This is a genomic window from Pseudomonadota bacterium, assembly GCA_016927275.1.
In the GTDB taxonomy this organism is placed as follows: Bacteria; UBA10199; UBA10199; order 2-02-FULL-44-16; family JAAZCA01; genus JAFGMW01.
In genome coordinates, this window is the sequence record JAFGMW010000036.1 from 1 (window position 1) to 12,367 (window position 12,367).

Sequence of the window (12,367 nt, forward strand, 5' to 3'; positions counted from 1 at the left end):
GAGGCCGGATTCAGCAGCCTATATGATCCGGCCGACGAAAGCCCCCGACGAGCCGGCGTCTGAGGCGAGGAGGGATAGCGAGAAGAGTGCCCCGAAGCGTTCCGTCCGCTGGATCCAAGGGATTGCTTCGTAGCCGACCTGCCTGCCGCAGGCAGGCGTTCCTCGCAATGACGATCTAGAGGCCGAGTTCGCGCTTGCCGAAGGAGATCATGCGCTCGACCTCGTCCATAGATGGCGCCTCGGCGTAGACGCGCACGAGCGGCTCTGTGCCGGAGGCGCGGAAGAGGAGCCACGAGTCGTCATCGAAGAGGAAGTGGTGGCCGTCCATGGTCTCGTGTCTCAGACAGCGGCGGCCGCCGAACTCCCTGATGTCCAGGGTCTTCATCGCCTCGCGGGCCTTCGCGATCTCAGCCTGCGTGAGATGCAGGTCCAGCCTCCTGTATTTCGTGGGGCCGAAATCCCTCTGCAGACCCGCCACCAGGGTGCCGAGGGTCTTGCCGGTGGTCGCGATCATCTCCAGCAGCATGAGGTCTGAGAACACGCCGTCGCGCTCGGGTATGTGGCGGGGGAATCCGAAGCCGCCCGACTCCTCGCCTCCCACGAGCACGCCGGGTTTCTTCATGGCAGGGCTGATGTACTTGAACCCCACCGGCACCGTCTCGAGCTCGATGCCGTGTTTGTCGCAGATGCGGTTGAGCATCATGGTCGTGGAGATCGACTTGATGACCTTTCCGGTCCATCCCTTGTTGTCGAGCGCGTGGAGCAGAAGCAGCGAGAACACCTCGTGCGTGGTGACGAAGTTGCCGCGCTCGTCCACCGCGCCCGCGCGGTCCGCGTCGCCGTCGGTCAGCAGCCCGCAGGAGTAGCCGCCGGAGCGCACCCGCTCCATGAGCTCGTTCGCGTGCGGCGGGATCGGCTCGGGGTTCAATCCCCCGAAGGTGACGTCGGCGGCGTCGTGGATCTCGTTGGCCATGTCCCCCAGTATGCGCGGGAAGTAGCCGGTGCCGGAGCCGTAGAGCGGGTCCACGAGCACCTTCTTGATCCCTGAGCCCTTGATCTTCGGGATGTCGAAGTTCGACACTATTGCGCTCAGATACTCGCCGTAGGGGTCGAACTCGGAGAATTTCGGGTTGCCCTCGATCTTCGCCGTCCTGGGCTTCCTCCCGGCCGCGTCGTTGGCCGTGATCTTCGCCTCGATGGGGGCCAGGTACTCCCCTGAGGCCGCGCCCCCGTAGCTCTCCTTGAACTTGATGCCGTTCCACTTCGCCGGGTTGTGGGATGCGGTGATCATTACGCCGGCCGCGCACCCCTTGTACTTCACGTACCAGGAGACCGCAGGGGTGGGGCAGAAGGTGGAGGAGAGCACTGTCTCGATGCCGTTGCCGAGGAGGATCTCAGCGACCTGGCGCGCCGCCTCGGGGGAGCGGTTGCGGCGGTCGTACCCGATCATCACGGGCCTTCCCGCCTCAGGGAGCGTGGGGTAGACGTCGCAGAACGCCTGTATGACCCTGGCGATGTTCTCAGGGACGAAGTCCTCGCCCACGACAGCGCGCCATCCGTCGGTTCCGAATTTGATCTTGGTCATCTCGAATCCCCCTTAATGCAGTGACTGGTAACTGGTGACCAGTGACTGGCTGTAATGAAAAGGTCTTCCGGGCTATACCGCTAGTCACTAGTCACTAGTCACTAGTTACCGTTTATCCTCCACCCCACCAGTTCCCTCGTCCGTCTGATCGCTGTGAGCATGTTCTCGTGGGAGGCCTGTCCGAGCCACGCGATGTCCTCGGCGGTGCCGTGGCTGGGCGACGTGCGCACGTAGGGCAGTCCCAGCGTCATGTTGATGCATTGCCCCTGGCACAAAAGCTTCACCGGTATGAGCCCCTGGTCGTGGTACATGGCCACGATGGCGTCGTAGTCGAACTCCGAGAGCTTCTTGAACATGCTGTCCGCGGGCAGGGGCCCCACGCAGTTGACTCCCTCCCTCTGCGCAGCCTTTATCGCCGGCTCGATGACGCGCTCCTCCTCCCGGCCGATGGAGCCGACCTCGCCGGCGTGCGGGTTGAGCGCCATGACGGCGATGCGGGCGTCGGGGCAGGCGAAGTGCCTCTCGAGCGCCTCGTGAGTGCGCTTGATTGTGGTGAGCACGCGATCCTTGGTGATGTGCTCCGCCACGTCCTTGATCGGCAGGTGCATGGTGACGAGGGAGACGCAGAACCTGCTCGTCATGTTCGTCCGCCTGCAGATTTCGGGCATCGTCTCCGTGAAGAACATCATCACCACCTCGCGCACGCCCGCCTTCTTCGCGAGGTATTCGGTGTGGCCGAGGAAGCCCGGCACGATGGCCTGCAACCTGTGCTTGTTGACCGGGGCGGTCACGATCGCCGAGATGTGGCCCGCGGAGACGTCCTCGACCGCCGCGTCGATCGCTGAGAGGGCCATGCGCGCCGCCTCCCCCTCTGAGAGCCTCCCCATCTCCTCCGAGGTGCTGGAGGTGGTGACCACGTGCTTGAGGTCGAAGGCCCCGCCCGTCAGCTCCGCTGCGGAGTCGAGGGCGTTTCGGTCCCCGTAGATGCGGAAATGGTCGCGCTCCTGCCCGCCCATCTCCTTCCAGGCCTTCGCGATCACCTCGGGGCCCACGCCCTTCGGATCGCCCATCGTGATTCCGATGATCTGTTTCATCGTCGTGACTCGTGACTTGTGACTCGTGACCCGTGACCCGTGACCCGGTGAAAACGGATCACGGATTACGGATGACGAATCACGCCTACATGATTTCAATGTACGCCTTGCTGCGCTCCTTCTGCAGATAGGAGCGCAGGGTCTCCTGGACCCTCCGCTCGTAGAGGACGGAGTAGATGTCGTCGCGCAGCTTCTCGAAGTCGGAGGCGGAGAGCTCGGGCAGCGCTATCATCTTGACGATCACGAGCCCCTTGTCGATGGGGATGGGAGGGGAGACTTCGCCCTGGGCCATGTTCTTCACGTGCGCGCCCACCGCCTCCGGCAGGTCCTTTATGTCCACCATCCCCATGTCGCCTCCGCCCTCTGCGTTGGCGCCCTTCGAGTTCTTCCGCGCGAGCTCCCGGAAATCGCCGCGCCTGGCGCGCGCGGCTATGTCGAAGGCCCCGTCCTTGTACGCCTCCACGTCCGCCTGGCTCTGGAAGTTCTCGAACGGCAGAAATATCTGGGCTATATGGGCCCTCACGCCCCCGCGGAAGCGCTCCTGGTTCTGCCTGTAGTAGTCGCGCAGGTCCTGGTCCGTGATCTTCACCTGGGGCCCTATGACCTGGTTCACGAACTTGACCCTCTTGATCTGCTCCTCGACCTCCTTGCGGTACTCCTCCCAGGTCATGCCCTTCGACGCGACCTCCCTGCGCAGGCCGTCGATCGAGATGCCGTTCTGGTGTATGATCCCCGCGATCGCCCGCGCGAGATCGTCCTCGCTCACCGCGATCTGCGATTTGGCCAGGATCTGCCCCATCAGCCTCTCGTCTATGAGCTCGTCGATGGCCCTCTGGCGGGAGATCGGGTCGGTGATCGCCCTGGGGTTCTTCTTTTCACCGGTGCGCATCGCCTGGTCGAGCTGGCGCTGCGTTATCACGTCGTCGTTCACCACGGCCACCACGCTGTTGAGCACCTGGGTCGCAGCCTCCGCGCGCGGGGCGAAACAGGCGAATGCGATGACGATCGCGCACCCGGCGATGAATATGGCGCCTCTAGCCTTCAAGCCGCACCTCCTTGAGCGCTTCCTCGTCGACCTCGACTGCGGCGCCCGCCATCAGATTCTCGATCCACGGGACGTAGAACTCCGGCGCTCTCTGCTCCCTCATGAGCCGCCGTATCGATTCGGAGGCCTCCTCCAGCGAGCGATGCCTGGCCGGCCTGGTGTCGATCAGCTTGAATATCTGAAACCCGTAAGGGGAGGCGATCACTCCGCTCACCTCGCCGGGCTTGAGGGTCGAGCAGGTCTCCGCGAACACCTCGGGGTAGGCGGCCGCGTCGAAGTAGCCGAGGTCGCCCCCCCGCGCGCCGTCGGGGCTCTGCGAGTGCTTCTTCGCGAGCCCGGCGAACTCCTCTCCCTTTGCGATCTTTCCGCGGATCTCGTCGGCCAGCTCGCGCGTGTCCACGAGTATCTGCTGCGCGTGGTAGCTCACTCCGCTTCTGAACTCCTGCGCGTTCTTGGCGTAGTAGGAGGAGACCGCCGATTCCTCGACCGGGATCTGCGCGACGACCTCCTTCTCGATCAGCTCGCGGATCACCGAGCGCCTCTTTTGCGCCTCCCTCCAGCGTCCCGGCTCGATGCCGCGCTTCTTGAGGGCCTTGGCCTCCACACCCCTTGTCTCGGGGATATCCTTCGGGGGCCTTATGCCGAGCCCCTCCGCCCTGACGAGCATGACCTCTTCCTGGATCAGCCGATCCAGCGCCCGTCGCCGGAACGCCTCGAGGTTCGCCTGCGTGGTGAGGATGTCCCTGTCGTAGATCGTGCTCTCGATCTTCATCTCGCTGCGCAGGTCGTCGGCGGTGATCTTCGCCCCGTTGACCCGGGCCACGACCCGGTCCCCCTGCGAGGAGCAGCAGAGGAGGCACGATGCGATGACGAGGGCCGCTGCGGCCGCCCCCATCGGATTTTTGGGTTTCATGGCATTCCTCTTTCAGTCTTTTTCGGGACTGTTTTCGCTAACATAGGAGGCCATCTCACTCAAGGAGTTTTTGGCGGCCGCGATGAGCTGAGAATCGCCGCCGGCCGACGCTGCAGAGATGAGCAGGCGGTCGGGGGGCACTACGCGATACCTTCCCGGGAAGGCGGACACCATGGACAGGACCTGCTCGGTGGTGATGGGGCTCCTGGCGTCCAGCTGACAGGAGAGCTGATTGCCGTCGTAAATCACCTGTTTTATCCGCAAGTTGCGCGCCAGTATCCTCAAGTCCATCATGCCGAGCAGGTTCTCCGCCTCGGGGGGCATGGGGCCGAAGCGGTCTGCGAGCTCCACGCCGATGGCCTCGACCTCCCGCTCGTCCTGCCTGGAGGAGAGCCTCTTGTAGATGTCGATCCTGGTCCCGGGATCGGCCACATATTTTTCGGGCAGAAAGGCCGCGACCTTGAGGTTGAGCTCCGGGTCGATCTCGTCCTCGACCGCCTTGCCGGTGAGCCTTCTCACCTCCCGGTCGAGGAGCTTCGAGTACATCTCGTAGCCGATCGCGGCCACGTGCCCGGACTGCGCGCTGCCGAGGATGTTGCCCGCGCCGCGGAACTCGAGGTCGTGCATCGCGATCTGGAATCCAGAGCCAAGCTCGGTGAACCGCTTGAGCACGGTGAGGCGCTTCTTCGCTATCGTGGTCATCCGGCCGTCGGGCGGGGTGAGCAGGTACGCCTGCGCGCGCACGCTCGAGCGGCCGACCCTGCCGCGCAGCTGGTAGAGCTGCGCCAGCCCGAATGTGTCGGCGCGGTTGATCACGATCGTGTTGGCGGAGGGTATGTCGAGCCCCGACTCGATGATCGTGGTGCAGAGCAGCACGTCCGCGTCCCTCTTGAGGAACGCGAGCATCACCTCCTCGAGCCTGTGCTCGGGGAGCTGGCCGTGCCCCACCACGATGCGCGCCTCGGGGACGAGCTTTCGGAGCCTCTCGTTCATGGAGCCGATCGTCTCCACCCGGTTGTGCACGAAGAAGACCTGGCCGCCGCGCGCCATCTCGCGGATGATCGCCTGCCGCACGATCCCGTCGTCGAACGGCGCCACGTGCGTCGTTATCGAGAGGCGGTCGGCCGGCGGGGTGTTGATTATGCTTATGTCGCGTATGCCGGTGAGGGAGAGGTTGAGCGTGCGCGGGATCGGCGTCGCGGTCATGGCGATCACGTCCACGGTCTGGCGCAGCTTCTTTATCCTCTCCTTGTGCCGCACCCCGAAGCGGTGCTCCTCGTCGATGATGAGGAGCCCGAGCTGCCTGAACGCGACGTCCTTCGAGAGCAGCCTGTGCGTGCCGATGAGGATGTCGACGCGGCCGTCCTTTATCCCCTCGATCACCTTCCTCTGCTCCTTCGGGGAGCGGAACCGCGAGAGCATCTCGACCGCGACCGGGGTCCCGGCGAAGCGCCTCGTGAAGCTCTCGTAGTGCTGCAGCGCGAGCACGGTGGTGGGCACGAGCACCGCGACCTGGGCGCCGTGCATCGCGGCTCGGAATGCGGCGCGCATGGCGACCTCGGTCTTGCCGTAGCCCACGTCGCCGCAGATGAGCCTGTCCATGGGGCGCTCCAGCCCCATGTCGGCCATGATGTCGTCGATCGAGCGCAGCTGGTCCGGCGTCTCGTCGTAGGGGAACGCGGCCGCGAACTCCTCGTACTCGTTTCCGCCCTCCTTGAACCTGATCCCCGGGTAGACCTCGCGGGCGGCGTAGATCGCGAGAAGCTCCTTCGCCATGAGCCTTATCTCGCGCGTGACCTTGGCCCTCATGTTCTCCCAGCGCGCGCCGCCGAGCCGGTCGAGGGAAGGGGGAGCGTCTCCGGAGCCGATGTAGCGCCCCACGAGACCGAGCTTGTAGACCGGCAGATAGAGCCTGTCGCCGCCGAGGTATTCGATGAGCAGGTAGTCCGCCTCGCCGCCCTCGATGGACAGGTGTGCGAGCCCCGCGTAGCGGCCGATCCCGTGATGCTCGTGCACGAGGAAATCCCCCTCCGCGAGCTCGGTGAAGGAGGTGAACGGCTCCATGGGCTTCGAGGCCTTTATCCTGCGCACGGCCTTGGTGCCGAATATCTCCGCGTCCGTGATGATCGCGAGTTTCTCCGCCTCCCAGCGGAAACCGGCTGAGAGCCTCCCTGTGATGAGCCTGGCCGCATGCGACGCCATCTCCGAGAGCGCCTCGAACGGCGCGTCGAGCGCCGCGAGATCCACGCCGTGCCACCTGAACAGATCCTTGAGGCGCAGAGCCTGCATGTCGGTGTGGCAGGCCAAAAGCACCCTCCAGCCTGCCCTCTGCCACTCGCCTATGCGCGCGGCGAGGGGGGAGAGCATGTCCTCGCCCCTCGCGTGGCCTTCGATCATGGGCCTTATGTCGGCGTTGCCGATCGTGCCCGCGTTGAGGGCGGGACTTTGGGGCTGGCCCTCCATGCGGAGGGCGTTGAAGCGCAACGCCGTGAAGCGGGAGAGCGAATCTGAGAATCCATCGAGGCCCATCACGATCTCGTCGGGCGCGATCACCCGCTCCGGGCTCTTCGTGTCGCGCGCGAGCTCCTCCACTTCGCGGCGGTGCTCCACGGCAGCGGCCTCCACGTCCGGCGGCCCGTCGATCGCCACCATCGCGTCACCCGGCAGGTAGTCGAAGAGGGTCTCGGTGGATTCGTGGAAGAGGGGCATGAGCGTCTCGATGCCGGAGACCGCGATCCCCTCGTGGATCGCCTCGATCAGCGCGCGCCTCTCGTGCGAGGCGAGATCGGCCGCGTCGGAGCGCTCGCGCACGCGGTGCGCCGCCTTCGCGCGCGAGGGCTCGTCGAACGGGAAGTCGCGCACCGGGATCACGAGGATCTCGTGCGCGTCCCCCTTCGAGCGCTGCGTCGCAGGGTCGAAGAACCGCATGGAGGCGATGCGCTCCCCCTCGAACTCCAGGCGCACCGGCGCGTCCGAGGTGGGCGGCCACAGGTCGAGGATCCCTCCTCGGCGCGCGAAGCTGCCCTCGTCCTCCACCAGCCCCACGTCCTCGTAACCGTACCGGGCCAGGTAGGCGCATATCTCGTACGGATCGGCCGACTCCTCCTTGCGTATGCGGCGGGCGCCGGCGGTTATGTAGTGCTTCGGCGGCACCCTGCGCATGGCCGCGGCGGCGGGCGCGACCACGATCAGCGGCACGGAGTGCGCGAGGTCGTAGAGCGCGTGGAGCCGGTCGGCCCACTCGTCCGGCTCCGGCGAGAGCCTGGAGTAGGGCAGCGCCGAGCCGTCGGGAAAGAGCTTGAGCCTCTTTCTCTCATCGGGATGGATGAACGCGGCGCAGTCGTCGATCAGCTCATGCGCGCGCTCGGGCGAGGAGGTTATTATGGCTATTGCCCTCGAGGGAAATCTCCGGGCGAGGCTCGCCACCACGAGCCCCTTTGATCCGCCGTGGAGCCCATCGATATCCATCGTCTTTTCCGCCCCTTCGGCGGCCCTGACGATCTCTTGCAGCGAAACCGACATCTTTCGGCCTTGTACGCGAAAAAGGGGGGTTAGGCAACTGCAGAAAAGCAGAAAGCAGAATCAGAGAACTGAAAACTGAGAACAGAGGGCCTTGCTACGGCAAGGCCCTTATTTTTATGTAGGCCAATCTGAGGCGCGATTTGAGGGAGTTGCGATCGGGCTTGGGGAGAAGGCCGAAGGCGCAGGCGAGATCAAGGGCGGCCGAGGACTCGGCGATAGAGCCGAGCGAGATCTCGAAAAACCGCCGCCGATCGGTCTTGTATCTTCTTTTTCCGTTTCCCTCGGCCAGATTGAGCACCGCAGAAGCCAGGGCCCTCGACAGTTGATCGGCAAGGTAGCCGTTGCCCCTGGGCCACCTGGCCACCCTCCTTGCAACTTCCTCTGCCACATGAGCCAGCTGCCTGTAGCACTCCAGTTTTTCGTGATTCATGACGCCTCCTTTTGGTTTTGTCTGTTTTCGCTGCCCTCTCAATCAGGGTGGAGGGCAGCAAAAACAGACAAACCTTGGAGGTGTTTATGTTGCACGAAAAACTGGAGTGCTACCGCAGGGCAGTTGGGTTGGCAGAGGAGTTAAGCAAGGAGGGTGCCAGGTGGCCCAAGGGACTTGCGTATCTCATTGATCAGCAGAAGAGGGCCATGGCCTCGGTGATCTTGAATATCGCCGAGGGAAACGCCCGGAGGAGCGACAAGGAGAGGCGGCGGTTTTTCGAGATTGCCCGCGCTTCCGCTGCCGAGGTCTCGGCCTGTGTCGATCTCTCGTGCGCCTTCGGCCTGACCAACTCAGTTGAGTCCTTTGCTGTCAAATCACGCCTTGAGGAGATCGCCAAAATGTTATGGGGCTTGATGCGATGACTTAACTCAATCGCTTCATCAGCGCATCGCCATCGCTCTGTCATCGCAGTTTCATCGCATCACCATCGCATTCCATCGCCGTTACATCGCTCTTATTCCTATTCCTTTCCGTCACCCATCTCCCCGGCCCTCGCCGTTCACAGACCACAGACCACAGACAACCGATCCCCGATCCCCAACAAGTGTACACCGCCTGTTTCCGGGTTATGCTGGACGGGGCATCCATCCTTGCACGTCTCAAGGATCAGTAAATCTGTGTGCTGAGACGAAGGCCCCGCGACCGCGGGGCCTTTTTAAAGCAGGGCGGCTGCCTCCGCGGGCAGCATCCTTTTTCCTTTGTCGAGATATGACTTGAACTTGCCCCCGATTCGGGCGGCGCTGCGGAGCGCCGTGGCGAGCTCGGCCGGCTGCTCCTCCGCGAGCGCGGCGATGAGCTCGGAGGCCTGCTCGATGTCCTTTAACGTTTTGGCGGCCTCGGACGCGGGCCTGCGCGCGGCGATCGCGAGCTTGTGCACGGCAAATCGCGCGGGCGAGGGCACCGTGACGGCGATCCCCCTGTCCGGGCCTATCAGGACTGCGTCGATCGAGTCCCTGATCAGGAAGTCGAGAAAGGGGAGAGGGGTCGCGCCTGCGCCGAGTATCCTGGGCAGGGCCACGTTGCCGCGCGGCCTTCCGGCGAGCGGGGTCAGGAGATCGACCCTGAGCCCTGCAGCGGATAGGAATGAAGACGAGGGATATTTGGCGGAGAGCGCCGGCACTTCGTGAAAATCCAGCCCGCTCTTTCGGAGGACTGCCAGGATATCGACCGGCTTATCAAGCGCCACCGAGACGACCGGCTCGCTCACGATGTCTATGTCATTCGTGGCAAGCGAGCCGCCTGCGAAGAGGGCGCCCAGAAGGCCGGAGTATGCCCCGAAGGCGTGCGTGCCCACGAGCACCCCATGCCTGTGGGCGAGCCCTGAGTCGGAGAGCGCGACGAGGACCTGGGCCTCCCGGCGGTCGAGCGAGGGCAGGCCGCCTCGGCGCAGCATGGCCGCGAGCCGCTGCTCCTTCCTGAGGAGCGCGGCCAGCGTCTTCTTCCGATCGAGCGCCCTTTTCCTTGCCGCCTCCACCTTCGCGTCGTTCTCTTTGTTGGATGTGCCGAAATAGACCTGCCTCGCGACCCCGTCCTCATAGTGCTGGGCGTACCAGTAGGTTGCGCCCTTTACGCGCTTTCGGGCAAAGGTGCCCTCGGCCCGCATGTCGCGCTCCATCGAGCTCCTCGCCAGCGCCGCCTCGCGGAACTCTGCGCAGAGGGTGCGCACCGCTATATCGAGCCTTTCCATGTTATACGTTATAACACGAATTAATACAGATATCAACGTATAACTTATTTCAGGTGTACACAGCCTGTGTACGGTTTTTTCATTGTGATCGATTATTTGCGAAACTTATTGCGGGGGGGGGGCGATAAGGGATATGGCTGTCAGATGGAATGATGGATCACAAGTAACGGAAAGGGAGGTGGCTTTATGTCGATGATATGCAATATTCCGAAGGACATGCCGGTTATATCCGCACTGGCGAAGACGCTTGGCACGACTGTCGGTGATCTGTACGGTCAGTTCAAGGGCGAAGAGGGCGCGATCGATCTTGAGGCGCTCAAGCAGAGTCAGCGCTACGCGGGCCGCATCTACGATCCGTATAGATACACCATACCGTGCGAGAGGCTCGAGAACTTCTACGTCGTGGACAACGGCGACGGCAAGGTCGGCGACGGCGACCTCTACATGAAGGCCGACGGATATTTGATACCGGACGGCCAGATGGAGTTCCGCCATGCGATCCTCGGCGGGAAATACGAGACGACGGGGAAGGAGCCATGGCAGTCAAACGATGATCCCAGGCTGACCGCGGAGGACGAGCGCCTCCTGTCCGCGGTGATTTCATTGAAAGGCCAGGCGTTCGCTGATGCGACCTTCGTCTCGGGGCTGAGGCTGCTCTGCGAGTTCGATTTAAAATTCAGGATGCGTCGTTGATCGGATATCGGCCCCGCGACCGCGGGGCCTTTTTCATTTCTTCCTGGCGGCGATCGCGCGGCGGACCATGAACTCGACGTTTTTGCTCATGTTGATCGGCTCGATCCTGATCCCCGGATGCTCCGCATGAAAGACCCTGAATATCTCATCGGCAAATGCCTGGCCTACGCTAGCCACGCCTGAGAAATCCAGCACGACCTCCCTGAAGCGCTCCAGCGAGTGCAGGAGGCGCTTTGCCTGCGAGCGAGAGACGTAGGATTCCCCGGATTCAAAGAGCTTCACCGTGACCCTGGTGCGGTCGAACTTGAACTCCTCGCTTGTGTATTCTGCAAACACGTCCGCCAATTTCCTCTTCGAACTTGCGTCTATCTCACAAATCACCCTCGTGCCCTTGAGGAAGCGGATGTCCTCGAGAAATATGTCGCCCAGGCGGTTGTCCACGATGAGTCTCTTTGCGTGGCTCTCGAGCACGAAGCGATCCGCGATCTTCGAGGTGAAGAATATCCCCTCGCCGGAGTGGCGCGCAGGATCGGTGCTCTGCTTGCCCTTGAGCAGGTCCTCTATCGCCTCCATCTCAGATGCGAGTTTAAGCTTATTCATTATGTTTGCGAAAACGCCTACGCCCATGTCGCGCACTGTGAATGAAAACATTCCGCCGTCTGTCAGGACCTCGGTGTCGATAAAGATCGACCCCGAGTGATCGATGGCATTATTGAGCATCTCTGTGAATGAGTACTGCAGATTCTCCAGCGCGCTTTCAGAAAGCCCTGCAAGCAGACCCTCCTGAGACTGAAGATCGGCAAGGACATGGTCTTCGGATGAACCCTTTGCCCTTATCCTCTTCTTGAAACTCTTTGCCTTTGCCGCGGCCCGAATTCGGGCCCTTGGGGTGTTGACTATGTAGAAGGTTGTTCGCCTGGAACTCCCCTGCCTGATGATGGTAGAGTCCTTCAAAAAAACCTGGAGATGGCGGTGGACCGCCTGGCGGCTGACGTTGAATCTCTTCATCAGCTCGGCCGAGTTAAAGTTACCCCTGGCTCTAATGTATTGTAATAGTTGATTTTTTAAAGTAGCCATATCAACCTATTATCAACATACATTTTATATCAAATCAACATATTATCAACACAAATTTATATCATATCAACATACCCCCTTTGAGACACAGCGGCGGAGCGGTCCCTCTCCACGCCAGGCGCCCGTTATTAAATGTGACGCTGGGTGCCGAATGACGTGACGGGTCGGGGTGCTCTTCGCAGCGTGGCTCGAGCCTGCCTGCCGGCAGGCAGGGAGGCCGGATTCAGCAGCCTATATGACCCGGCCGACGAAAGCCCCCGA

At 62.7% G+C, this 12,367-nt stretch carries 10 protein-coding genes; 2 read left to right on the plus strand and 8 right to left on the minus strand.

The genetic code is table 11. The features are described from left to right. Window positions 1–175: 175 nt before the first annotated feature. From JXA24_02435 to JXA24_02460, 6 genes are all read right to left on the minus strand, one after another. On the minus strand, window positions 176–1,585 hold the full coding sequence (locus JXA24_02435) for a phosphoglucomutase/phosphomannomutase family protein (protein MBN1282615.1): 1,410 nt from the start codon (window positions 1,583–1,585) through the stop codon (window positions 176–178). A 101-nt stretch (window positions 1,586–1,686) separates the two neighbouring features. After that, the gene (pdxA, locus tag JXA24_02440; GenBank protein MBN1282616.1) at window positions 1,687–2,679 is read right to left on the minus strand and encodes a 4-hydroxythreonine-4-phosphate dehydrogenase PdxA; all 993 of its coding nucleotides are present in this window, start codon (window positions 2,677–2,679) and stop codon (window positions 1,687–1,689) included. 85 nt (window positions 2,680–2,764) lie between these two features. Further along, on the minus strand, window positions 2,765–3,724 hold the full coding sequence (locus JXA24_02445) for a SurA N-terminal domain-containing protein (GenBank protein MBN1282617.1): 960 nt from the start codon (window positions 3,722–3,724) through the stop codon (window positions 2,765–2,767). Beyond that, window positions 3,714–4,637, minus strand: coding sequence for a peptidyl-prolyl cis-trans isomerase (locus JXA24_02450; GenBank protein ID MBN1282618.1), 924 nt, complete (start codon window positions 4,635–4,637; stop codon window positions 3,714–3,716). Before JXA24_02450 ends, JXA24_02445 begins: the two co-directional genes overlap by 11 nt. A 12-nt stretch (window positions 4,638–4,649) precedes the next feature. Next, on the minus strand, window positions 4,650–8,159 hold the full coding sequence (gene mfd / locus JXA24_02455) for a transcription-repair coupling factor (GenBank protein ID MBN1282619.1): 3,510 nt from the start codon (window positions 8,157–8,159) through the stop codon (window positions 4,650–4,652). Window positions 8,160–8,253: 94 nt separating this feature from the next. Continuing rightward, window positions 8,254–8,589 carry a four helix bundle protein gene (locus JXA24_02460; protein MBN1282620.1) on the minus strand — a complete coding sequence of 112 codons (336 nt, stop codon included), beginning with the start codon at window positions 8,587–8,589 and terminating at the stop codon, window positions 8,254–8,256. An 86-nt stretch (window positions 8,590–8,675) separates the two neighbouring features. On the opposite strand from JXA24_02460, the gene JXA24_02465 reads away from it, so the two are divergent. After that, the gene (locus JXA24_02465) at window positions 8,676–9,011 is read left to right on the plus strand and encodes a four helix bundle protein (protein ID MBN1282621.1); all 336 of its coding nucleotides are present in this window, start codon (window positions 8,676–8,678) and stop codon (window positions 9,009–9,011) included. 293 nt (window positions 9,012–9,304) lie between these two features. On the opposite strand, the gene JXA24_02470 is transcribed toward JXA24_02465, so the two are convergent. After that, window positions 9,305–10,336 carry a hypothetical protein gene (locus JXA24_02470; GenBank protein ID MBN1282622.1) on the minus strand — a complete coding sequence of 344 codons (1,032 nt, stop codon included), beginning with the start codon at window positions 10,334–10,336 and terminating at the stop codon, window positions 9,305–9,307. Between the two features lie 186 nt (window positions 10,337–10,522). On the opposite strand from JXA24_02470, the gene JXA24_02475 reads away from it, so the two are divergent. Then, entirely contained in the window at window positions 10,523–11,029 is a 507-nt protein-coding gene (locus tag JXA24_02475) for a hypothetical protein (GenBank protein MBN1282623.1), read from the plus strand. A gap of 33 nt (window positions 11,030–11,062) precedes the next feature. Here JXA24_02475 and JXA24_02480 read toward each other — a convergent pair whose 3' ends face one another. Further along, on the minus strand, window positions 11,063–12,106 hold the full coding sequence (locus tag JXA24_02480) for a DUF4325 domain-containing protein (protein MBN1282624.1): 1,044 nt from the start codon (window positions 12,104–12,106) through the stop codon (window positions 11,063–11,065). Between the last annotated feature and the right edge of the window lie 261 nt (window positions 12,107–12,367).

What these genes read in the sequence shown, in the direction of transcription:
- JXA24_02480 (MBN1282624.1), bottom strand. Translation starts at nt 12,106, where the DNA reads ATGGCTACTTTAAAAAATCAACTATTACAATACATTAGAGCCAGGGGT.
- mfd (MBN1282619.1), bottom strand. Translation starts at nt 8,159, where the DNA reads ATGTCGGTTTCGCTGCAAGAGATCGTCAGGGCCGCCGAAGGGGCGGAA.
- JXA24_02470 (MBN1282622.1), bottom strand. Translation starts at nt 10,336, where the DNA reads ATGGAAAGGCTCGATATAGCGGTGCGCACCCTCTGCGCAGAGTTCCGC.
- pdxA (MBN1282616.1), bottom strand. Translation starts at nt 2,679, where the DNA reads ATGAAACAGATCATCGGAATCACGATGGGCGATCCGAAGGGCGTGGGC.
- JXA24_02450 (MBN1282618.1), bottom strand. Translation starts at nt 4,637, where the DNA reads ATGAAACCCAAAAATCCGATGGGGGCGGCCGCAGCGGCCCTCGTCATC.
- JXA24_02435 (MBN1282615.1), bottom strand. Translation starts at nt 1,585, where the DNA reads ATGACCAAGATCAAATTCGGAACCGACGGATGGCGCGCTGTCGTGGGC.
- JXA24_02475 (MBN1282623.1), top strand. Translation starts at nt 10,523, where the DNA reads ATGTCGATGATATGCAATATTCCGAAGGACATGCCGGTTATATCCGCA.
- JXA24_02465 (MBN1282621.1), top strand. Translation starts at nt 8,676, where the DNA reads ATGTTGCACGAAAAACTGGAGTGCTACCGCAGGGCAGTTGGGTTGGCA.
- JXA24_02460 (MBN1282620.1), bottom strand. Translation starts at nt 8,589, where the DNA reads ATGAATCACGAAAAACTGGAGTGCTACAGGCAGCTGGCTCATGTGGCA.